The sequence below is a fragment of the Dehalobacter sp. MCB1 genome (genome assembly GCF_003590275.1).
Lineage (GTDB): Bacteria > Bacillota > Desulfitobacteriia > Desulfitobacteriales > Syntrophobotulaceae > Dehalobacter.
In genome coordinates this window covers 101,853-124,639 of record NZ_LXPC01000001.1, presented here as the reverse complement: position 1 = coordinate 124,639, position 22,787 = coordinate 101,853, and the positions used below count along the sequence as shown (strand labels likewise).

Here is a 22,787-nt window from a genome sequence, read left to right as displayed (position 1 = left end):
GATAACAAGGAGTACACATGAGGTTAGTCAATATCAAATATGTTCAGGAAGGATCTTTGTTGGCCAAACCGATAAGAAACTCCTACGGTAGGATCCTTCTCGGTGAAGGAGTCGCACTCGATAAGAATTATCTGTCAAAGCTTAAAGATATCGGCTACGATATGGTATTCATTCAAGATGAACGATTTCAAGATATTGAAATCGGTTATGCCATTACGGACAAGACCAAAGAAATTGCCTATAATGCGGTTCGGGGGGTTACCGATGAACTGGAGAAAAATCCGGAGGCGGAGATAGATGCGGATTCAGTCCGTTATGCGGTTCTGAATCTTGTTCAGGATTTGTTGCACAGTTCTGATATCCTCAGTAATCTGACTGATATTAATGGCTACGACGAATATACATATCATCATTCGATCAATACCACAGTCTTGGCTTTGATGCTCGGAATCGGCAAAGGCTTTGCGCAAAATCAGCTTTTGGAGCTTGGGATGGGAGTTCTGATGCATGACATCGGAAAAACAAAAATATCGAAAGAAATTCTGAACAAAAAAGGTAAATTGGAAGAAGAAGAATTCCAGCAGATTAAGGCCCATCCGCTATATGGTTACGAATATATCCGCGGAAACCGCGATTTCAGCATCCTATCTGCCCATGTTGCGCTGCAGCATCATGAAAAATGGAAGGGCGGAGGCTACCCCAGGGGGCTAAGAGAGAATGAAATTCATGAATACGCCAGGATTGCCTCTGTTGCCGACGTGTATGAGGCTTTGACCAGCAAGCGTCCTTATCGCGATGCAATGCCGCCTTACCTGGCATACGAATATGTCATTGTTCATTCGGGGCTGCAGTTTGACCCTGAAATCGTTTGCATTTTTGCTCAGTCTGTGGCGCCGTATCCGGTAGGAACCGGTATAGAGCTTAGCAATGGTTTGCGCGGTGTTGTTATCAAACAAAACCCTATTTTGCCAACAAGACCGGTGGTCAGGGTAATTGCTCAAGGCGATCAGGCCCTGGACAATCCAGATGACCTAGATTTATCCAAGCATTTATCTACGATGATCACCAGCATTGTGGATCATTGATGAAGTATTATTTCTCTACGAAAATTGGAACGAAGGCGGCAAGAATATGAATATCCAAGGCCTAAATGTATGAACACGATAGGGAGACCTTTCGTAGCATTGCTGTGGGAGGTCTCTTATTTTGGTTATATTCCGAACATTAGAACAAAAAAACAAAATAATGTTCGGATTCTGATTGACCCTGTATTTGTTGTCGGGTAAAATATGTTTAGAATTTATTGCAGATAATTATTGTGGATTTGTGATTATTTCTGCTCACAAATAAGAAAAAGCATCTAAAGGAGGAAATGAACGAATGATCTCTGTTGGTGTAATCATGGGCAGCGATTCTGATTTTTCCATCATGGAGGAAGCAGCAAAAATTCTGCAGCAATTTTCAGTACCCTTTGAAATGAAAATATCTTCTGCTCACCGCACGCTGAAAAGAACCGTGGAATGGGTGGAAAGTTTTGAGAAGCAGGGAGGAAAAGTGATTATTGCCGGAGCCGGTATGGCCGCGCATCTTCCAGGTGTGATCGCCGGAGCCACGACGCTCCCTGTTATTGGTGTCCCGATCAAGAGTGGCGCTTTGGAGGGGGTCGATGCGCTTTATGCGATTGTGCAAATGCCTCCGGGCATCCCGGTCGCCACGGTCGGGATCAACGGTGCCCGCAACGCAGCGCTTTTAGCTGTAGAAATGCTGGCGATAGCTGATCTGGAACTGCAGAACCAGCTAAAAGCTTTTAGACAAAAAATGGCAGCAGATGTTGAAGCCAAGGATAGTGCGCTTCAGGATAAACTGAAAGTTTAGAAAATATTAAGATAAAGGAGAATTTCTGTGATAGAAAGGTATACGCTTCCCGCTATGGGGAGAATATGGAAAGATGAATACCGTCTAACGCTATGGCTGAAGATAGAAGTTGCAGCCTGCGAAGGATGGGCGAAAAAAGGAAAGATCCCGCAAGAGGCTGTCGAAGTGATTCGTCAGAAGGCCGCTTTTTCCTGGGACAGGGTCAAGGAAATTGAAGAAGTCACCCAGCATGACGTTCTGGCCTTTTTGACCAATGTCGCTGAAAACGTCGGCGATGAAGCTAAATATATCCATCTTGGACTGACCTCTTCCGATGTACTGGATACATCGCTCTCACTGCAGCTGGTTGAGGCTTCCGATATCCTGCTCGAGAAGATGGATAAGCTGATTGATGTTTTGGGCAGAAAAGCCCTCGAATACAAAGATACGCTGCAAATGGGAAGATCACACGGGATTCATGCCGAACCGATTACATTCGGCCTGAAATTCGCACTTTGGTATGACGAAATGAAACGGCAGAAAGAGCGGCTGAAATATGCGCGCGAAGAGATCCGGGTAGGCCAGGTTTCAGGTGCAGTTGGCACGTTTGCGAACGTTGATCCTGCCGTGGAAGAATGGGTCTGTGAGAGCCTGGGCTTAAAGCCGGCTCCAGTATCAACCCAGATTATCCAGCGGGACAGGCATGCATTCTATGTAGGTGTGTTGGCCGGAATCGCTTCTTCACTTGATAAGATTGCGACCGAGATTCGTAATCTGCAGCGGACGGACGTCCACGAGGTGGAAGAACCTTTTGGCAAGGGACAAAAAGGCTCTTCAGCGATGCCGCATAAGAAAAACCCGGTTATTTCGGAAAGAATTTGCGGAATGGCCCGCCTAATCCGCGGAAATGCTCAGGTCGCTTTTGAAAATGTCGCACTCTGGCATGAAAGAGATATATCCCATTCCTCAGCTGAACGCGTGATCCTTCCTGACAGCACCATTGCACTGGATTATATGCTGCATAAGATGATTCAGACTTTGGAAGGATTAAGAGTGTCCCCGGAACAGATGATGACAAACATTGAAAAGGTCTATGGCCTGATCTTTTCCCAAAGGGTTATGCTATCGCTGGTTGATAAGGGCATGAGCAGGGAGACATCCTACGCGTTGGTACAAAAAAATGCAATGAGAGCCTGGGACACCAAAGTACCGTTTAAGGATTATGTGCTTCAGGATGCTGAGATCATGCAGTTCCTAACCAAAGAAGAAGTCGATGCGCTGTTTGATTATGAGTATCATACGAAAAACATTGACTATATTTTCCGCAGAGTCGGGCTACTGAAATAAACGGTTTATTAAACGATTAAAATTGAATATCGGTGTTAATTTAGACATTGAATACTGGAGGGTTATGATATGGAAAAGCTTGCAATGCTGTATGAAGGCAAAGCCAAAAAAATCTATGATACGAATGACAAAAATGTTTTCTGGGTCGAGTATAAAGATGATGCAACTGCCTTTAACGGGATAAAAAAGGGCACCATTGTTGATAAAGGGATCATCAACAATAAGATGTCCGCAATGATGTTTTCCTATCTTCAAAGAAACGGCGTGGATACACATTTTGTTGAGCTTTTAAATGACAGAGAACAAATTGTTCGCCGCCTGCAGATGGTTCCGCTGGAAATCGTTGTCCGTAATATTGTAGCCGGCAGTCTCGTGAAGAAGGTTGGCAAAGAAGAGGGTTATCCTCTGGCTTCTCCTGTACTTGAGCTTTATTACAAGGATGACGCGCTCGGTGATCCGATGGTTAATGAAACCCATGCGATTGCGATGGGATGGGCAACGATCGAACAAATCAACAAAATGAAAGAAATTGCTTTGAAGGTCAATGAGCTTATGAACAAAATTGTTGCCAAGGCTGGGATTGATCTGGTTGACTACAAGCTGGAGTTTGGTCTGATTGACGGTAAAGTTATGCTCGGAGATGAGATTTCTCCGGACACCTGCCGCTTCTGGGACAAAGATACCGGAGAAAAGCTGGATAAGGACCGTTTCCGCCGCGATCTCGGCAAGATTGAAGAAGCGTATGCCGAAGTATATACCCGTCTGAAGAACGCCGTAGAAAATGCTTAAAGCGATCACTAAAATACGATACTAAAACATAATTGCTAGGGACAGAGACAGTATATGACAGTAGATGAAAGGAGTCCTTGACTGTGGATTTGTTCTGGGATGACAAGCCCAAAGAGGAGTGTGGTCTCTTCGGAATTTTTGCTCCTGAAAAGGAAATTGCCCGTCTGACTTATTATGGCCTTTATGCGCTGCAGCATAGGGGACAGGAAAGTGCGGGGATTGCTGTTTCCGATGGAAGAAAAATCGTTGTAGAAAAAGGAATGGGCTTGGTATCCGAGGTATTTTCGCCTGATTTGCTTGCAGGTCTGCAAGGGAAAATGGCGATCGGACATGTCCGGTATTCAACAACGGGTTCAAGTCTGTTATCGAATGCACAGCCGCTGGTTGTTCACTTTCAGAATGGGATGATGGCGCTCGCACATAATGGGAATCTGACGAACGCCGTAGAAATCAGACAAGAACTTGGCAGTCAGGGAACAGTCTTTCAGACAACCATTGACAGCGAAGTCATTCTGAATATGATTGCACGTTACCGCAGGCATAGCCTGGAAGATGCAATTATCAAAACGATGATTGACATCAAAGGAGCCTATGCACTGCTAATTATGGCTGAAGACAAAATTGTCGGGGCGAGAGATCCCCATGGTCTGAGGCCCTTGTGCATCGGACGTTTGGGAGAACGGTACTGTTTTGCTTCGGAAAGCTGTGCACTTGATACGATCGGCGCGGAATTTGTCAGGGACGTTAAACCAGGAGAAGTCGTGACAATTGACGAAACAGGACTTCATACCCGTTTGGGTACGCCGCAGGAACGGATTGCTCCCTGTTCTTTTGAATATATTTATTTCGCACGGCCTGACAGTACGCTGGATAATCTGAATGTCTGGGAAAGCAGGAGGCAAATGGGTGTTCAGCTGGCGAAAGAATGTCCGATTGAGGCTGATGTGATTATTCCGGTTCCAGACTCCGGGACGCCGGCCGCTCTGGGCTATGCCCAAACGCTGGGTATCCCTTTTGAGGAGGGGCTGCTCAAAAACAGGTATGTTGGACGGACGTTCATTCAGCCAACGCAGGAGTTAAGAGAAGTTGCTGTCCGGATTAAGCTGAATGCCAACAAACAGGTCATCCGCGGACGTAGGGTTGTGATGATTGATGATTCGATTGTCAGAGGGACAACGAGCTCCAAGCTCGTCGAGATGGTCAAAGGATGCGGCGCCAAGGAGGTTCATCTACTGGTCAGCTCACCTCCGGTGAAGTATTCCTGTTATTATGGCATCGATACAGCTGAAAGGGAAAAATTGATTGCCAATCAAATGAACATTGATGAAATTCGTAAGTTTGTAGGAGCGGACACCCTGTACTATCTGTCGGAGGAAGGGCTGAAAAAGGCTTTAGGCAGTGATCCAGTTTGCCTGGCCTGTTTTAACGGTGATTATCCGACCACTGTTCCGAAGAAGTTCTCTAAAGAAGACATGGAGTGTTAAACGAACCGTTAGGGGGAGTAATCATGGGAATTACCTATAAAGATGCCGGTGTGGATATCCAGGCCGGAAATGAAGCTGTGGAGAAAATTAAGCCTGCAGTAGCTGCAACCTGGCGGCCCGGAGTTTTAGGGGGACTCGGCGGATTTGGCGGATTGTTCAGCCTGGATCTGCAGAAATATTCTGACCCCGTGCTGGTTTCCGGTACGGATGGTGTCGGAACAAAATTGCGCCTGGCTTTTCAGTTGGATAAGCATGATACCATCGGCCAGGACGCTGTTGCGATGTGCGTGAATGATGTTCTGGTCCAGGGTGCCGAGCCATTGTTTTTCCTCGATTATCTTGCGGTAGGAAAGCTGGTTCCGGAAAGAATTGCCTCCATCGTAGGCGGTGTGGCTGAAGGCTGCCGTCTGGCAGGCTGTGCACTCATTGGCGGCGAAACTGCTGAGATGCCCGGCTTTTACGCTGAAGAAGAATATGATATTGCCGGCTTTGCTGTCGGTGCGGTGAACCGGGACAAGCTGATCGACGGTTCGGACATCCGCGAAGGGGATATCCTTTTAGGTCTGAAGTCCAGCGGACTGCATAGCAACGGCTTTTCTCTTGTCCGCAAGATTTTTGCGGAATACCCGCTTGACAAGGTGTTCCCGGAACTCGGGAGGCCACTCGGGGAGGTACTGATTATCCCGACCAGGATCTATGTAAAGTCAGTGCTGGCCCTTCTGGATAAGATGGCTGTTCCCGGTATGGTACATATTACCGGCGGCGGTTTGACTGAAAATATTCCAAGGATTCTGCCGTCCGGACTTGGAACGGAGATTGTCACTTCTGCATGGCAAATTCCGCCGGTATTTCAATTGATGCAGAAACTTGGCAAGGTTGAAGATCCGGAGATGTTAAGGACGTTTAATATGGGAATTGGCTTTGTCCTGGTCATTCATCCTGAAAATGAAAAACAGGCCATGGATATTCTGGTTGGAAACGGGGAAGAGCCGGTCAGGATAGGCAGTGTGATTTCTGGACAAGGAGTGAGTTATCGATGAAAGTTGCCGTACTCGCTTCAGGGCGTGGCAGCAACCTGCAGGCCTTGTTGGACGAATGGCAGGATGGACGGCTTCCTGTAGAATTTGTGGGCGTAGGTTCGAATAAAATAGACGCAAAAGCTCTGGTTAGGGCAGAAAAATCCGGTATTCAGATCCGTACCTTTCCGAGGGAAAGCTATGCGGACAAGAACTCTCAGGAAACGGATATCTTAAACTGGCTTGAAGTCATTGATACGGAACTGCTGATTCTGGCCGGTTACATGCAGGTGTTAAGCCCGGATTTTATCCGCAGGGCCAAATATCCCATTCTGAACATCCATCCTTCGCTGCTGCCGTCTTTTCCTGGCTTACATCCCCAAAAACAGGCAGTAGAATATGGTGTTAAAGTCAGCGGCTGCACGGTGCATTTTGTGGACGAGGGAATGGATTCTGGACCGATTATCCTGCAGGAGGCGGTGCCGGTTTTTGCTGAGGATGATGCCGATCAGCTGGCTGCAAGAATTCTGAAAGTTGAGCACACCATCTATCCAGAGGCAGTCAGACTTATTGTGAATGGGAAGATAAAAAGAGAGGGAAGAAGAGTGATTGTCCTCAGAGATTCATAATTGCGAGTACCTTGTCAACCCTAAATTATCATAAATGGCGAGCAGATTTCTTGTAAAGCAAGGAGCTGCAAGACAATGCAGTATTACGAGAAATATGCCGCCAGGATGTATAAGATTTAGGGTTGAGCTGGCACGAATGTATCGGCGCATTTAAGGATTATTCGGGGTTCTAAAGGATAATTTTAGGATTGTTCTGAGGAAGTCTCCGAGGAATGATGATAGGGGGTTGACATGATGGTGAAAAAAGCAGTGATCAGTGTTTCAGACAAAACAGGTATCGTAGAATTTGCCGGAGGCCTTGTTGCCGAGGGCTTTGAACTGATTTCAACAGGTGGTACGTATAAGACATTGAAAGAAGCGGATATTCCTGTTCGTTATGTAAGTGAAATTACAGGGTTTCCGGAAATCCTTGATGGCAGGGTTAAAACCCTCCATCCGAAGATTCACGGCGGAATCCTCGCCATTGATACTGAGAAACACCGGGCTCAGTGCGCGGAAAACGGAATCGATTTTATCGATTTAGTTTGCGTAAATCTCTACCCTTTCAGAGAAACAATTGCTAAAGAAGGGGTTACCTTCGAAGAAGCGATCGAGAATATTGATATCGGCGGACCGACCATGGTCCGTTCGGCTGCGAAAAATCACAACAGAGTAACTATTATCGTCAATCCGGAAAACTACGGCAGGGTGCTTGAGAGCCTCAGGGAGAACGGTGGCATCCCATTGGCCTTGCGCAAAGAACTTGCAGCCGAAGCGTTTGCGCATACGGCGGAATATGACCGTCTGATTGCCGGATATCTGGAAGGTCAAATCGATACAAAAGCCTCTTTTCCGCAGCATCTCCGTGTAGTGGCGGCTAAGGTGCAGGATCTTCGCTATGGAGAAAATCCCGGGCAGCAGGCGGCCTTTTACGCGGACCCAGAGGCTGGGAAGGGGACACTTGCCTATGGCCAGCAGCTTCAGGGCAAGGAGCTGTCCTACAATAACTGGATGGACATGGACGCAGCGTGGAAGATTGCTGCGGAATATGACAAGATCGTCTGTGTGATCATTAAACATACCAATCCATGTGGTGTTGCGCTTGGAAACTCACTGCTGGAAGCTTATCAAAGAGCACTGGAAGCGGATCCGGTCTCGGCGTACGGCGGAATTATTGCACTTAACCGTGTGGTAGATGAAGCCACAGCTGAAGCGATTAAAGAGAAATTTTACGAAGTGGTCATTGCTCCAGATTTTAGCCCGCGGGCGAAAGAAATTTTGGCTGCAAAAGTTAACCTTCGTTTGTTTGCAGTTGGCAGGGAAGCGTGCTGTAAGACGCGGGGCTGGAAAATCCGTACGGTAAATGGTGGTTTCCTGGTTCAGGATGAGGATGAAGGAACGACACCGCCTGCCGAATGGGAAGTCGTCACGGAAGCCAAGCCGACCGAAGATGATCTGGCTGAACTGGAGTTTGCCTGGAAAGCCTGCAAGCATGTCAAGTCCAATGCGATTGTTATTTCAACGAAAAGGCAGGTCATTGGTGTCGGAGCCGGCCAGATGAACAGGGTCGGCTCGGCCAAAATTGCGCTTGAGCAGGCTGCAGAAAAAGCACAGGGTGCCTATATGGCTTCGGATGCTTTCTTCCCGTTTCCGGATACGGTCCAACTGGCTCATTCCCATGGGATCAAAGCTATTGTTCATCCCGGTGGTTCCATTCGGGACAAAGAAGTGATTGAAACAGCCAACAGGCTTGGAATGATTATTCTCCATACCGGAAGAAGACATTTTGAGCACTAAGAATAAATATTACTTATTGAGGTGGAAAAAGGATGGCTGACTTGTCTGGATGTCAAAATAACGGGAAGAAAATTCTGCTTGTAGGCTCAGGAGGAAGAGAGCATGCCCTTGCCTGGAAAATCAATCAGAGTCCTTTTTGTCAGAAACTCTTTGTAGCTCCGGGTAACGCAGGAACAGCGCAATGGAATGTTCCGATCAAGGCCAATGAACTTAACGCTTTGGTTGACTTCGCCAAGGATGAAGGGATTGATCTTACGATTATTGGTCCTGAGGAACCACTTAGTCTGGGAATTGTCAACGCTTTTCAGGCTGCAGGACTCAGAGTTTTTGGCCCGTCCGGAGCGGCAGCAACGCTTGAAAGCAGCAAAGCCTTTGCCAAGGAAATTATGGTACAGGCGAAGGTTCCGACAGCAGACTACCGGACTTTTACCGAGAAGAGTGAAGCAGAAAGATATATTAGAGAAACCGGCGCCCCGATTGTCATTAAAGCGGATGGTTTGGCGGCAGGTAAAGGGGTCATTGTGGCAGCTACACTGGAAGAGGCGTTTGAAGGCATCGAGACCATTATGGGTGGGGCCTTCGGTGCTGCTGGAGACAAGGTCGTGGTTGAAGAATTTTTGGAGGGGCAGGAGGTCAGCCTGCTGTGCTTTTGCGACGGTGAAAAGGCCCTCCCGATGACTCCCGTTCAGGATCACAAGAGAGCGCTCGACGGGGATATGGGGTTAAATACAGGTGGAATGGGGACTTATTCTCCACCTCCTTTCTGGACCAAAGCGTTAGAACAGGAAGTTATCGATACGATTGCTCAGCCGACGCTTTCAGTTATGCGCCAAAGAGGAACTCCATTTACCGGCGTACTGTTTTTAGGCTTAATGATTACGGCCAAAGGCCCTAAACTTCTGGAATACAATGTTCGGTTCGGTGATCCTGAGACACAGGTTGTGATGACCCTGCTCAAGTCGGACTTGATCCCAATCTTCGAGGCTTGTATCGACGGGAAACTGCCCGAAGTCAAAATCGAATGGCATGCCGAAACCGCGCTGTGTGTGGTCATGGCTGCTCCCGGCTATCCGGGTGAATACCGGAAGGGGATTCCGATCAGTCTTCCGACGACCCAAGAAAATCAGGTAGTTTTCCATGCCGGCACCAAGATGGAAGACGGAAAACTAGTCAATTCAGGCGGCCGGGTACTTGGCGTCACCGTCCGTGATGCATCTATTGCGGCAGCTAGGGAGAATGTCTATGCGCTCGTCGATAGTATCAAGTTCCCTGATGCCCATTTCCGCACCGACATAGGGATTAAAGGACTCAACATCCAATGATTCAATTCCGGTGCTTATTCCAATTGAATAAATTTGGATTGTATTAAAGATGAAGGAGGTTTTAGAATGTTTATCTGCGAATTGTTCCAACAGAAAAAGGTCGTATCTTTTGAGATTTTTCCACCAAAACTTACTTCATCTATAGAGGTCATTTATGATACGATTGATGCCCTAGCACCGCTCCGTCCTGATTTTATCAGTGTTACCTACGGTGCTGGAGGAAGTACCAGCAAAACGACTGCAGAAATCGCATCCATTGTTGAAAACAAATACAACATTAATTCTTTGGCTCATCTGACCTGTATTACCTCTTCCAAAGAACAAATCGAGGAAACATTGACACAGCTGGCAGACAGCAATGTCTCCAATATTCTCGCTTTACGGGGAGATATTCCGAAGGGTGCGGGTGAGACCGGCAGGGCAAGGGATTTCCAATATGCTTCTGATCTTGTCGCTTATATCCAGAACAAACATTCTTTCTGTCTGGGCGGCGCCTGTTATCCGGAAGGCCATCCCGAGTGCCCCGATAAAGACCAGGATATTGAAAACCTTCAGCGGAAAGTCGATGCCGGAGTCGGGTTTCTTATTACACAGTTATTTTATGACAATGACGCCTTCTTCCGTTTCCAGGAGAAAGTTGCTAAGCTGAACATTAATGTTCCGATTCTGGCAGGGATCATGCCAATCACTAGTCGGGTTCAGATTGAAAGAATATTAGCACTGTCGAATGCACGGATGCCGCAGAAATTGATTAAAATACTTGACAAATTTGAGCATAACATGGAAGCCCTAAAAGATGCCGGCATTGCTTACGCGACCAAACAAATTGTGGAATTACTTGCGAATGATATTGACGGTGTCCATATCTATACGATGAATAAACCGCAAATTGCAAAGGACTTAGTCCGCAACCTCGATTCTCTTTTCTATGCGGTGAACAGTCAGGAAAACAAAAAGGTAGGCAACCTGGATTAATCTAAAACGACAGGACTGCAGAAATGGATAATCATCGAATTGATTCAAAGTTAACCGCAGAAATCCTGGGGATATCTGTGCCGAGTGTCCGCAACTGGATCCGGCATGGCTATCTCCATCCTTCTGATCCTGACGGAAAGGTCTTTGATCTTGATGAGGTGTTTCTGCTTCGGGAACGGATTGCGCAGGGAGATTTTGACCGCTTAAGAAAAAGAGCAAACAAAGCCGGTGCTGATAAACGATTTGCCCCGACAGAATACATCCTAAACAAAAGAACACGTAAGCAGATCATGGATCTATTGGCTTATCTGATCCGGCATAACATAGACCGGGGATGGACAGTCTTCGTTCTGGCTTTGAATCTTTTTCGGAGCTCGGGAGACATACTTTCCGATGACCTGAAAAAAATTATTGATCTTCCGGAAGCTATTTTCCAGCGACAGCATGTCCGCATGGAGCTGAAGAATTTTTATCAGGATATGCTCAGGACATCTAAGCAATCTTCTTTAGAATCTTCTTTGAAGTTTTCGTACGGCAGGCCGGATTCTCAGCACCTTGAATATCTTTTTAACATCCGTTTTCCTTTAGAAGAAGATATATTGGGCATTATCTATCAATCGCTGACCATGGAGGGGAATAAAGCCCGCCTTGGTTCTTACTTCACCCCGCCGGGCATAGCGAATGACGCTGCCCGGGCTTATATCCGCAGCGGACAGAAGGTGCTTGATCCTTGCTGCGGTACGGGCCAGTATCTTTTATCCTTTGCCCGGAATATGGATGAACCCGAAAACATCTATGGGATGGACCTCGATCTGACATCGGTAAGGATTGCCAGGTTCAATCTTTTGTTGACATGTTCCCGGGATTTTCACCCCAACATCATCCACTGCAATACTTTAACCGATATGGAACGGGAATCTTCCGCTTTCGGGAAATTTGATTTTATTGCCACGAATCCTCCGTGGGGAGCGGAGATTGATCTGAGTGTCCGCCAGAAAATGGCTGTGGAGTTTCCGGAAATAACTTCCGGGGAGTCCTTTTCTTATTTTCTCAGGGTGAGTCTTGATCTGATGAAAGATGGAGGGGTTGTCTCGTTTATTCTGCCGGAATCCATCCTGAATATCCGTGCCCATGCTGATATCAGAGGATATCTGCTTGAGAATTGTCAGATCATCAGGATCGAATATCTGGGCAGGAGATTTAAAAATGTCTTCTCAGCCGTGATCCGCCTTGACCTCAGAAAGGCCTTACCGTCAGAGAAGGATCAAGTTCTGGTGAAATTTCCGGAACAAGAATACCTGGTCTCTCAGGAAAGGTTTCGAAGTAATGCCTGGCATATTTTTGATATTTACCTGAGCAGCCAGGACGAAGCCATTTTCAGCAAGGTCTATTCGACCCGACATACTTTCCTGAAAGATAAGGCCGACTGGGCCTTGGGAATTGTCACCGGAGATAATCGGAGATACCTGCTTCAGACGAACGAGCCGGGTGCTGAGCCAATCTATAAGGGATCAGATGTGGATAAATTCGTTCTGAAGAAGCCGTCTTCTTTTTTACGGTTTCAGCCGGACAAGTTCCAGCAAACAGCACCGGAACATAAATACAGGACGGCGGAGAAACTGATTTACCGCTTCATTTCTGAAAGACTTGTTTTCGCCTATGATGATCAAGGCAGTCTTACACTGAACAGTGCCAATATCCTGATCCCCGAACCAGGAAACTATCCGGTGAAAGTAATTCTTGCTTTATTTAACAGCAGCCTTTATCAATTTCTTTTTCGCAAGAAATTCCATACCCTGAAAGTGCTCAGGGGAGATCTGGAACTGCTTCCGCTGCCCTTATGGGAACAGGCAGTGATTGACCATATCCTGCAATTAACGAACCAAATCATCGTCGGGGAAGATCAGTTTGAAATCCTGGATCAATTCATTATGGAACAGTTTAGGCTGACGCCCGAGGAACGCCGTCATATCAGAGATTTTTCGGCAAATACTTTTTCTGCGTCAGAATGATTTTCATATTGCATACATTTTTTCAGCATGAACAGATGACAGGTTATCTGCTATAATTGATACAGCATCCGATTTTTTGACATCAGCAGGGAGGAGCCTTTGAAATTGAGCGGATACGCAGAGGTGTTGGTCGACGTCGCCAACAGGCGTCTTGATCAGAGTTTTCATTACTATATTCCGGACAATCTCGTAATTCATGCGGGGATGATGGTGGTTGTCCCGCTTAAGCACAGAAAAGTCCGGGGCCTAGTTGTCAGTATCAGTTCCGACCCGCCTGAACTCGACGGTGAGCCCAGATTCCGCAACATAGAAGCGGTCCTGGAAGAAAACTGTCTAATTCCACCGGAGCTCATAGAACTGGCCTGCTGGCTTTCGGAGACGACGATCTGCCCAAAAGCGCAAGCCCTTCATTCTGTGTGGCCTTTTTTAAAGGGAAAGGGAGAAACCTGGATGACTTCCATGGCCGGCATGGACGATGAGGACGTTAAAGTTTTGGAGCTTCTCGATCCGGATACATTCCAGGTCTTAAAAACCCTTAACAGGTCGCGTCGGGGAGGCCTGTCGGAAAATGTCCTGCTAAAGAGAAGCGGGGCGAAGAAAGAACTGCTTGAGGATATGCTTAAGCAGGGATGGATCAAAAAAGAAATACGGTTTTCTGGAAAAGCAGGCAGTTCCGACTTGAATGAAAGAAAAAAAAATAACATAGAGAATAAAATTGATATAGACACAGATATAGACACAGATAAAGACATAGACGTCGATATAAGAAACAATATTGAGCAGATAACAGCTGGTTCCGTTCGGCACGTTACAGGCACATTAAGTCCTGCCCAGGAAAAAGTTTTCCAGGATATTCTGGCGTTTCGCAATAAAAATGATGGCGGAACGGTTTTGATCCATGGGATAACCGGCAGTGGCAAGACAGAGGTTTATAAAGAGCTGGTGGCAAAGGTACTGGCTGAAGGGGGTGATGTTATTCTGCTTGTACCTGAGATTTCACTTACTTCTCAGATCTCCAGAATATTTCTGGAACAGTTCGGAGATATGGTCGGAATTATTCATTCAGGCATCAGTTCCAGCGATAAACTAGCAATTTGGGAGCAAATCCTGCAACGGAATAAGCGCGTGATTATCGGAGCGCGCTCTGCTGTTTTTGCGCCTCTGTCAAACCTTAAACTGATCATACTGGATGAGGAACACGATAACGCTTATAAACAGGATGAAAATCCCAAGTATCATGCCCGAGACGTCGCCCGGAAAAGGGTGGAGGACAGAGGCGGGCTTGTGCTTCTGGGAAGCGCTACCCCATCCCTGGAAGCGTATGCGGCGGCCCAAAGGGATAAGATTGGTCTTGTGTCACTGGAAGAACGCTTCAACCAACAGGCTTTACCCACTGTCGATATTGTGGATATGAAACAGGAACTGGCTAGCGGCAATAAAACAATGTTCTCCATGGCACTTAGAAACAAGCTCCAGGAGAGAATTGACAACGGAGAACAAAGTATCCTTTTTCTGAACCGCAGAGGTTATTCGACCTTTGTATTTTGCCGTGAATGTGGCTATGTCGCACGCTGCCCGCATTGTGATGTTTCCCTGACATACCACAGTCATCATCAGCAGTTGTGCTGTCACTACTGTAATTACCAACAGGATGTTTTTCACCGTTGCCCGGAATGCAACAGCCGGTTTATTCGTTTCTTCGGCCAGGGAACCCAAAAAGTTGAAGAAGAGGTTTCTGCTTTGTTTCCCGGAGTTGAAGTCTTACGATTGGATACGGATACGACCTCCGGCTCCCGGGAATACAATAGAATTCTAGAACGGTTTCGCAGCGGAGAGGTTCCGATTCTTGTCGGGACCCAAATGCTGGCCAAAGGGCTGGATTTTCCCAACGTTACCCTTGTCGGGGTAATCTCTGCCGATCAGCTTTTCAATATGCCCGATTTTCGATCCAGAGAACGAGCTTTTCAGCTGCTGACCCAGGTTGCTGGTAGGGCAGGACGTGGAGCTAAAGGCGGCGAAGTGGTGATCCAGACCTATTCACCTGAAGAAAGATCGATCCTGCGGTCAGCCAAACAGGATTATGCAGCCTTTTTCTGGGAAGAGATTGCTTACCGGAAACAGCAAAATTATCCGCCATTTGCCCATATCATCAGGATCATGATTTTTCATGAAAAAGAAGATCGGGTAATCAAGGCGGCTCAGGACCTAGCCAACAGCATCCGCCTGGTGCTTGCTGATCAGGATCAGGAATATGTGATTCTTGGCCCGGCACCGGCTGTTTTGACCAGGCTGAAGAATGAATTTCGCTGGCAGGTATCGGTCAAAGGAAAGAATCCAGCGGTTCTCCGTAGGATCGTCCATCAAGGAGTCCGGGCTTTCTATCTTGGAACGGCCAGCTCAGGGATCAATATCAGTATTGAAGTAAATCCACTATCTTAAATACAACATATTTGAGGGAGGTCTGACACGTCGCTCTTAAGGTGTTAATTGCTTTCAGGCTTTCAAAAATGTATAATTCGATTATATGGTTTTTTTATGGGATATTATTTTAGAAATTGCGTGAGAAGGGAGCGGACCCAGTAATGGCCGTTTACCAGATAGTAAAAATTGGAGAAGATATTCTGCGGGAAAAAGCAATAGAAGTCAAGAAAATTACCCCGAATATTATCAAATTGCTCGATAACATGGCTGAGACCATGTATGAGGCGAAAGGGGTAGGGCTTGCAGCTCCCCAGGTCGGCGTATCCAAAAGAGTTGTGGTGATCGACGTCGGAGACGGTCTTTTAGAACTGATCAATCCGATGATTATTAAAAAAACCGGTTCGGAAGCAGATGAAGAGGGATGCTTAAGTGTCCCAAATAAGACTGGCAGGGTGAAACGGGCGGCCGAAGTGGTAGTTCAGGCCATGGACCGCAATGGCGAGATGAAGGAATATCATGCCGATGGTTTCCTAGCTAGAGCGATGCAGCACGAAACGGATCATCTTGATGGGATACTGTTTGTTGATATCGCGGACAAGATTTATAATGTGTAGTATCTTAGTCCGCTTGACGCTGAAATTGTAGCACGCAGACAAAATATGGGGTATAAGATTTATGGCTAAGATTTACTAGACGCGCGAAGAGAGAGTCTTTGCATTTAGAATACGGAACGGGAAGTGACAGTGTCAGATGCGGCTTGTTTTTATGGGAACACCGGATTTTGCGGTGCCTGTCCTGGAGGCGCTCTATGCTTCAGGACATCAAATCGGCGGCGTTTTTACCCAGCCCGACAAACCTGCGGGACGAGGGAATAAATTGAAAGCGAGTCCGGTCAAAGTGCTTGCTGAGAAGTATGGACTTGCTGTATTTCAGCCTGCTAGAATCAAAACTGCGGAAGCAGTCCGGCAAATCAAGGATTTGCAGCCGGAGTGTATTGTCGTGGTTGCTTTCGGACAGCTTTTGTCAAAAGAGATTTTGGAAATACCACCTTACGGCTGCATCAATGTGCATGCTTCGCTACTTCCTGCTTACCGCGGCGCAGCACCGATCCATTGGGCCGTGATGAACGGGGAGATAAAAACCGGTGTTACGACGATGCTGATGGATGAAGGGCTCGATACGGGTGCGATGTTGATGATGAAGGAATATCCGATATCCCCGGAGGCTACAACCGGTGAATTACACGATGTTTTGGCGCGAATTGGGGCTAAGGCTTTACTCAATACGCTGATAGGGCTTGAGAACGGGGCGGTTTATCCGGTTCCGCAGCCGGAAGGTTCTTCCTATGCACCGCTTTTGACCAGAGAACATGAACGGTTGGAATGGTCGTGGACTGCTGCAAAAATTCACAACCGGATTCGCGGGCTGAATCCCTGGCCGGGTGCATTTGCATTTTTTCGGGAAGAGCAGGTTAAAATATGGCTGAGTGAACAGCCTGGAAAGCTTGACTTGTCCGGAAATGCACTACAGAACAGCTTGCCGGGAAGTATTTTATCCCTTACTGAAGGGGGACTACTCGTTAAGACCGGAGAAGGTATTTTGAAAATTACAGAACTTCAGCCTGCAGGAAAGAAAAGGATGCGGGCTCAGGACTTCTATAACGGCTACAGGCTGAAAGAGGATGACCGATTTCAGTAACTGGCATGCTTATTTCTTACTTTTTAAGCAAAATCTAAGATTAAATAGATATACTTTAGATATTTAAATAATGCTTCTTTCGGTACCTTGAAAGAAGCATATGATGTATGATTCTTTTGTTATTTGGTCAGGTCAGGCTTTTGAAGGAGGAAAATAGATGATAATGCCTTTATTTGATCCGACAATTATATTACTAATTCCAGCAATTATCCTAACGATTTATGCTCAGGCCAAAGTTAGTGGTGCTTACAGCAGATATTCCAGGATTAGGAGCAGTTCAGGGGCAACAGGCGCGGACGTAGCCAGAGCCCTACTGAATGAAAATGGTCTTTATGATGTTCAGGTAGAACAGGTTGCCGGTAACCTTACGGACCACTACGACCCGAGGACTCATGTTGTAAGGCTCAGCAGCGGTGTATATAACAGCACATCTATTGCAGCGCTGGCTGTTGCTGCCCACGAAACAGGTCATGCCGTACAGCATGCTGACAGCTATGTTCCATTGAAAATCAGGACAGCTTTTGTGCCGGTAGCTTCATTTGGCAGCCAGGCAGGGCCTATTTTGATTCTTCTCGGCCTGTTCCTACCGTCGATATCCTTCTTGTTGGATATTGGGATTTATGTTTTTGCGTTTGCGGTTCTGTTTCAGATCGTTACGCTTCCTGTTGAATACAATGCCAGCAACAGAGCCTTAGCTTTTCTGGGAGACAGCGGTATTATTAAAGAGACAGAAGAGATGACGGGCGCAAAAAAGATGCTCAGTGCAGCCGCCCTTACCTATGTTGCCGCAGCACTGACGGCAATTCTGACCTTGCTACGCTTTGTATGGATTGCACAAGGCCGGGATGATTAGTACCGGATCAAGAGAATAAAAAGAATGGGATAGAAAAAATGATGGAGAAGAATGATCCTATTGCTGAAAAAGAAAACAAACGTACGCGAAAACGCATAAACGATCAAAACGCACGGCTAATAGCCGTGCGTATTCTTACGCGGGTCGAAAAAGAAGGGGCCTATGCCAATCTTCTTTTGCGTTCCCAGCTTTCCGGACTGACCCTGAGCCGGGACAGAAATTTGGCTACCGCTTTAGTCAACGGGGCATTAAAAAACAAATTGACGCTGGATTATGCGTTGAGAAAACATCTGAATAAGCCGATGTCCGCATTGCCGCAGGAAGTCAGGGCTGTTTTAAGGATCGGTGTTTTTCAGATATTATTTATGGACAGAGTGCCGATGCCCGCTGCGGTCAATGAGAGTGTTGACCTGATGAATCAACTGAACCGAACCTATGCCCCGCTTGTCAACAGTGTCCTGCGCAAGGCGACTGAAATAGGCTGGAATTTTGAATGGCCGGATCAAAAGAAAAAAATAGTCCGCTATCTTTCGGTCAGATATTCCCATCCTGAATGGATGGTCAAGCGCTGGTTGACAAGGTGGGGGAAGGAAGAAACGGAAGCCCTGCTGAAAACCAATAACGAACCTGCTCTGACTTCCATCCGGGTTAACACCCTAAAGACCACAAGAGAGGAACTTAAGACCCTATTGGGGTGCAAGGGAATTGAAGCAACGGACGGCAGATATACGCCGGAAAGCTTAATTCTGAAAGATTTCGGCAATTTGGAACAACTTGAGGAATTTCAAAACGGATATTTCACGGTTCAGGATCAAAGCTCTCAGCTGGCTGCGCATATCCTGGGCGTTCGGGATGGGGACCGTGTGCTTGACGTCTGCAGTGCGCCAGGAGGAAAGACGACGCATCTGGCGCAATTAATGAAAAACAAGGGCGTCATCATTGCAGTAGATATGTATCCCAAAAAACTTGAGTTGATTAAGGAAACAGCCGAACGGCTTGGAATTTCGATAATAAAAACGATTGAGGGCGACGCCCGAATTTTGGAAGGAATTGAACAGAAATTTGACCGGGTCCTGGTCGATGCGCCCTGTTCGGGCTTGGGTGTGCTTAGAAAAAGAGCTGATCTGCGCTGGCAGAAGCGAGAAGACGAGATTAGCGAACTGCCAGAACTCCAGCTGGCAATCCTGCTGAAAGCTGCCGATCATGTGCGGGAGGGCGGAGAGCTTGTTTATTCGACCTGTACCACGGAGCCGGAAGAAAACTTTGAAGTGGTTAAAGCTTTCCGGCAGCTTAAACCCGAGTTTGTTTCGGTCGACTTGTCGGAAAGTTTGCCTTTTGCAGCAGAGGAGAGAGATCTGAAACAACTGCAGAAAGGGGTATGGCAGATACTGCCTCATCATCACAATATGGATGGATTCTTTATCGCCAAGTTCCGACGGCCACGGAGGCCCTAGTGACGCGATGCCACTCTAGACTAACCCAAGCAAAAGCTGTGTATCTTGTTGTTAACGGGAGTTATGAATCGATCTATTAGACGAAAGTTAACATCTGTTATAGAGAAATGTTTAAGATTATAAAATTGGGAGAATAATACTAATTATGGAAAAGTTGGATTGCCGCGGTTGTCTTGAAGGAGAAATGCATGCTATATGCCTGGAAAACGGCTTAAAAAAGTTCAGAGCCCATCAGGTTTTCAACTGGGTTAATGCCAGAGGAGTCCATCATTGGGATGAAATGAAGAATATCGGGAAACAGGACAGTGAATGGCTTAACAGGGTTTTCTTTATCCAACCGCTGACTGTCTTAAGAGAGCAGCGTTCTGCCGATGGAACCCGGAAGTTTTTATTTCGCCTGGCTGACGGAGAAAGTATTGAAACGGTGCTAATGGATTATGATCATCTGACAAGCCGGGACAGACACACTTTATGTGTCTCAACTCAGGTAGGATGCCCTGTGGGATGCCCTTTTTGCGCAACCGGAATGGACGGATTTCACCGGAACCTGACTGCAGGAGAGATCACCGGACAGGTACTGGAAATCAGTCGGCTGCTTCAGCAGGAAGACCCGGAATTCAAGGTAACCAACATTGTTTTCATGGGGATGGGTGAACCTTTTCTTAATTATGATGCAGTGATGAAAGCGATTAGAATCCTGAACAGCGAGAATGGTCAGAATATCGGCATGCGGAGAATGACCATCTCGACGAGCGGTGTTGCCCCCAAGATTATTCAGCTGGCACAGGACAACCCACAAGTCGGTTTGGCTGTATCGCTTCATTCAGTTAGAGATGAAGTTAGGGATACGTTGGTTCCTATCAACAGAAGATATCCATTACAGGAACTACTGGAAGCCTGCCGGTATTATTCCAATCAGACGAACAGAAGAATTACATTTGAATTTGCTTTACACCAACAAAATGTCTCCAAAGAAGAAGCGGAAAAACTGGTGGTTCTCCTTAAGGGCATGCTGGCCCATGTCAATTTGATCCCCATTAATCCGGTAATCGGCAGCGGCGTTCAAAGAGCGGGCAAAGAGCGATTAACGATGTTCAAAAGGGTTCTCGAAACGGGCAAGATTCCTGTTTCGATCAGAGAAGAAAAAGGCCTGGACATTAATGCAGCGTGTGGTCAGCTTAGACAGCGTTTGGAGTGTGAGGAGTATGCGTCTCTTAAACAAAGTTGAATCGATCGCCGAACAGATGGCCACATTTTTGTTTAGCAAGGCGGTGGGCACGATTCAGCCTGTTCAGGTTGCCAGGGAACTCAATAAAATAATGCTGAAAAATAAACAGGTCAGCATATCTCATGTCTATGTCCCGAATGTTTACACCGTAAGTTTAAGTCCTGAGGATTATGCAGTCTTAGAGAGTTTTGGAGAGACACTGCTGGTGGAGCTGGCTAAACATCTCTATGATGAAGGGACCAGGCAGGGCTATACTTTTCTGGCACTCCCTGTTGTGCGGATGCAGCCTTCGGAGAAGATAGATGCTGGCTTAATGAAAATCCAGATTGAGTTTAAAGATTCTGTTGTCGCCAATTGGCGGATTAACGAAGAAAAACTGCCCACGGAAGATGAAGAACTGGAAAAAACAACAGTTCTGGCGGATGCTGCAAGATTAATCATGGCATCATCTAAGACAGTTGGCAGGAAAACTCATCCTTATCTCGAAGTTATAAAAGGGACAAACGAAGGTGAGATCTACGATCTCGATAAGGACGCGTATATTGTCGGACGCCAGGAAGATTGTGATATTGAAGTCAGAGACCTGGAGATCTCCCGTCACCATTTGAAGCTTTATACAGAGAATAGAAGGTGGTTTGTTCAGGATCTAGGCAGTACCAATGGTACCTATCTGAACAAATTAAGGGTTGACCGCTATATGGTAAATCCTGGTGACAGGATTAAGGCCGGACAAACGCATTTTCAATTTCATGTAGATAAGTAAAGTCGGTGATTGAATGCAAATGCTTACAGTAGTTGGAAGGATTGTATTTGTTGGTTTTATCTATCTCTTTCTCTTACGGATATTGACGGTTATGCTGGCCGATTTAAGGTCGAGGGGAATCATGAGCAAAACCGAATCTGATCTTGGCTGTATCGAAGTCTTAAGCGGAGCTGAAAAGCTGCCCAAAGGACGCAAGATTAAGATTGATTCCCGGGGGCTTTCTATCGGAAGAGGAAAGCACAACGATATCGTCGTTCCGGACCATTATTGTTCACTGGATCATGCTGAATTCAAGCATAACAGAGGGATGACAACACTAGAGGATGTTGGGAGCACGAATGGTACCTGGGTGAACGGAGAACGGATCAACTCCCAGGTCCAGCTTGTTTCCGGTGACTTCATCAAGATAGGCAGCATTACTTTTCTTTATTCGAGGTGGGGAAATGAAAGCAGTTAGGATTTATGAGACCGGTTGTGTTAGAAAAAACAATGAAGATTATTTTCTTATATTGCCGGAGGAGTCATTTTTCGCGGTGGCCGATGGAATGGGCGGACATAATGCCGGGGAAATAGCTTCGAGGATCGCGGTCGAACAATTAAAGGAAAAAGCAGCCGAATTAAAATCTTTGGATATTCAGGATCTACAGGACTGGATTGTTCAGGCTGTGAATCAGGCCAACCGTGAAGTATACGAAGTATCGCTTCGGACTGAAGGGACGGAAGGCATGGGGACAACCCTGACTGCGCTGATGATCTATGACAATAAAGCCGTTGTTGGCCATGTGGGCGACAGTAGGATTTATTTATGGCGAAATCAGACCCTTACGCTCCTATCGGAGGATCATTCGATGGTAAACGAACTTGTCCGCCTCGGAGAGCTGACGGAGGAGAAAGCAAAAAATCATCCGCACAAGCATGTCTTGTCCAGAGCGCTGGGTGTGGAGCTCAATATTGATGTAGACTGTTTTCAACTTAAAGTACAGGACGGAGATGTTTTTCTTCTGTGCACAGATGGCTTTTCGAATGAAATCAGTGATCAGGAGATTGCTGCGGAGTTTTCCGAGGCTAAATCATGGGATGATCATCTCGAAACCTTGAGGAATGTTGTGATCGAACGGGGGGCTCCGGATAATTTTACGGCAATATGCTGTATTGTGGAGCGGTGA

Annotated in this window: 20 protein-coding genes; all 20 read left to right on the top strand. The window is 46.7% G+C overall.

Annotated features, from left to right (window positions below; all coding sequences use genetic code 11):
- Positions 1 to 17: 17 nt before the first annotated feature.
- The 20 genes from A7K50_RS00600 to A7K50_RS00505 all read left to right on the top strand — a co-directional run bounded on the left by A7K50_RS00600 (position 18) and on the right by A7K50_RS00505 (position 22,787).
- Positions 18 to 1,085 carry an HD-GYP domain-containing protein gene (locus tag A7K50_RS00600; protein ID WP_020492836.1) on the top strand — a complete coding sequence of 356 codons (1,068 nt, stop codon included), beginning with the start codon at positions 18 to 20 and terminating at the stop codon, positions 1,083 to 1,085.
- 295 nt (positions 1,086 to 1,380) lie between these two features.
- Positions 1,381 to 1,875 carry a 5-(carboxyamino)imidazole ribonucleotide mutase gene (gene purE, locus A7K50_RS00595; RefSeq protein ID WP_020492835.1) on the top strand — a complete coding sequence of 165 codons (495 nt, stop codon included), beginning with the start codon at positions 1,381 to 1,383 and terminating at the stop codon, positions 1,873 to 1,875.
- Positions 1,876 to 1,902: 27 nt separating this feature from the next.
- On the top strand, positions 1,903 to 3,201 hold the full coding sequence (purB, locus tag A7K50_RS00590) for an adenylosuccinate lyase (protein WP_020492834.1): 1,299 nt from the start codon (positions 1,903 to 1,905) through the stop codon (positions 3,199 to 3,201).
- Positions 3,202 to 3,270: 69 nt separating this feature from the next.
- Entirely contained in the window at positions 3,271 to 3,990 is a 720-nt protein-coding gene (gene purC, locus A7K50_RS00585) for a phosphoribosylaminoimidazolesuccinocarboxamide synthase (protein WP_119774328.1), read from the top strand.
- 83 nt (positions 3,991 to 4,073) lie between these two features.
- The gene (gene purF, locus A7K50_RS00580; protein ID WP_119774327.1) at positions 4,074 to 5,474 is read left to right on the top strand and encodes an amidophosphoribosyltransferase; all 1,401 of its coding nucleotides are present in this window, start codon (positions 4,074 to 4,076) and stop codon (positions 5,472 to 5,474) included.
- Positions 5,475 to 5,497: 23 nt separating this feature from the next.
- Positions 5,498 to 6,514, top strand: a complete 1,017-nt coding sequence (gene purM, locus A7K50_RS00575) for a phosphoribosylformylglycinamidine cyclo-ligase (RefSeq protein WP_119774325.1) — start codon at positions 5,498 to 5,500, stop codon at positions 6,512 to 6,514.
- The gene (gene purN / locus A7K50_RS00570; RefSeq protein ID WP_020492830.1) at positions 6,511 to 7,119 is read left to right on the top strand and encodes a phosphoribosylglycinamide formyltransferase; all 609 of its coding nucleotides are present in this window, start codon (positions 6,511 to 6,513) and stop codon (positions 7,117 to 7,119) included. Before purM ends, purN begins: the two co-directional genes overlap by 4 nt.
- Before the next feature lie 234 nt (positions 7,120 to 7,353).
- Positions 7,354 to 8,895, top strand: coding sequence for a bifunctional phosphoribosylaminoimidazolecarboxamide formyltransferase/IMP cyclohydrolase (gene purH / locus A7K50_RS00565; RefSeq protein WP_165904916.1), 1,542 nt, complete (start codon positions 7,354 to 7,356; stop codon positions 8,893 to 8,895).
- Between the two features lie 32 nt (positions 8,896 to 8,927).
- A complete protein-coding gene (gene purD, locus A7K50_RS00560) occupies positions 8,928 to 10,217 on the top strand; it encodes a phosphoribosylamine--glycine ligase (RefSeq protein WP_119774321.1) in 1,290 nt (429 codons plus the stop codon).
- A 66-nt stretch (positions 10,218 to 10,283) separates the two neighbouring features.
- Positions 10,284 to 11,192 (top strand): methylenetetrahydrofolate reductase [NAD(P)H], encoded by a 909-nt coding sequence (gene metF, locus A7K50_RS00555; RefSeq protein ID WP_119774320.1) that lies wholly within the window; start codon positions 10,284 to 10,286, stop codon positions 11,190 to 11,192.
- 23 nt (positions 11,193 to 11,215) lie between these two features.
- Positions 11,216 to 13,204 (top strand): N-6 DNA methylase, encoded by a 1,989-nt coding sequence (locus A7K50_RS00550; RefSeq protein ID WP_119774319.1) that lies wholly within the window; start codon positions 11,216 to 11,218, stop codon positions 13,202 to 13,204.
- 105 nt (positions 13,205 to 13,309) lie between these two features.
- Entirely contained in the window at positions 13,310 to 15,643 is a 2,334-nt protein-coding gene (priA, locus tag A7K50_RS00545) for a primosomal protein N' (RefSeq protein WP_119774451.1), read from the top strand.
- Between the two features lie 143 nt (positions 15,644 to 15,786).
- Entirely contained in the window at positions 15,787 to 16,239 is a 453-nt protein-coding gene (gene def / locus A7K50_RS00540) for a peptide deformylase (protein ID WP_020492824.1), read from the top strand.
- A 136-nt stretch (positions 16,240 to 16,375) separates the two neighbouring features.
- Positions 16,376 to 17,323 (top strand): methionyl-tRNA formyltransferase, encoded by a 948-nt coding sequence (gene fmt, locus A7K50_RS00535; RefSeq protein WP_119774317.1) that lies wholly within the window; start codon positions 16,376 to 16,378, stop codon positions 17,321 to 17,323.
- A 163-nt stretch (positions 17,324 to 17,486) separates the two neighbouring features.
- The gene (locus A7K50_RS00530; protein WP_119774449.1) at positions 17,487 to 18,176 is read left to right on the top strand and encodes a zinc metallopeptidase; all 690 of its coding nucleotides are present in this window, start codon (positions 17,487 to 17,489) and stop codon (positions 18,174 to 18,176) included.
- A gap of 38 nt (positions 18,177 to 18,214) precedes the next feature.
- Positions 18,215 to 19,630: a 16S rRNA (cytosine(967)-C(5))-methyltransferase RsmB gene (gene rsmB, locus A7K50_RS00525; RefSeq protein ID WP_119774316.1), complete on the top strand. Its 1,416-nt coding sequence runs from the start codon at positions 18,215 to 18,217 to the stop codon at positions 19,628 to 19,630.
- A 136-nt stretch (positions 19,631 to 19,766) separates the two neighbouring features.
- The gene (rlmN, locus tag A7K50_RS00520; RefSeq protein ID WP_199698208.1) at positions 19,767 to 20,858 is read left to right on the top strand and encodes a 23S rRNA (adenine(2503)-C(2))-methyltransferase RlmN; all 1,092 of its coding nucleotides are present in this window, start codon (positions 19,767 to 19,769) and stop codon (positions 20,856 to 20,858) included.
- Entirely contained in the window at positions 20,836 to 21,621 is a 786-nt protein-coding gene (locus A7K50_RS00515) for an FhaA domain-containing protein (RefSeq protein ID WP_119774313.1), read from the top strand. The genes rlmN and A7K50_RS00515 overlap by 23 nt, the downstream gene beginning before the upstream one ends.
- A 13-nt stretch (positions 21,622 to 21,634) precedes the next feature.
- Positions 21,635 to 22,078 carry an FHA domain-containing protein gene (locus tag A7K50_RS00510; RefSeq protein WP_119774312.1) on the top strand — a complete coding sequence of 148 codons (444 nt, stop codon included), beginning with the start codon at positions 21,635 to 21,637 and terminating at the stop codon, positions 22,076 to 22,078.
- Positions 22,065 to 22,787, top strand: coding sequence for a Stp1/IreP family PP2C-type Ser/Thr phosphatase (locus A7K50_RS00505; RefSeq protein ID WP_119774311.1), 723 nt, complete (start codon positions 22,065 to 22,067; stop codon positions 22,785 to 22,787). The genes A7K50_RS00510 and A7K50_RS00505 overlap by 14 nt, the downstream gene beginning before the upstream one ends.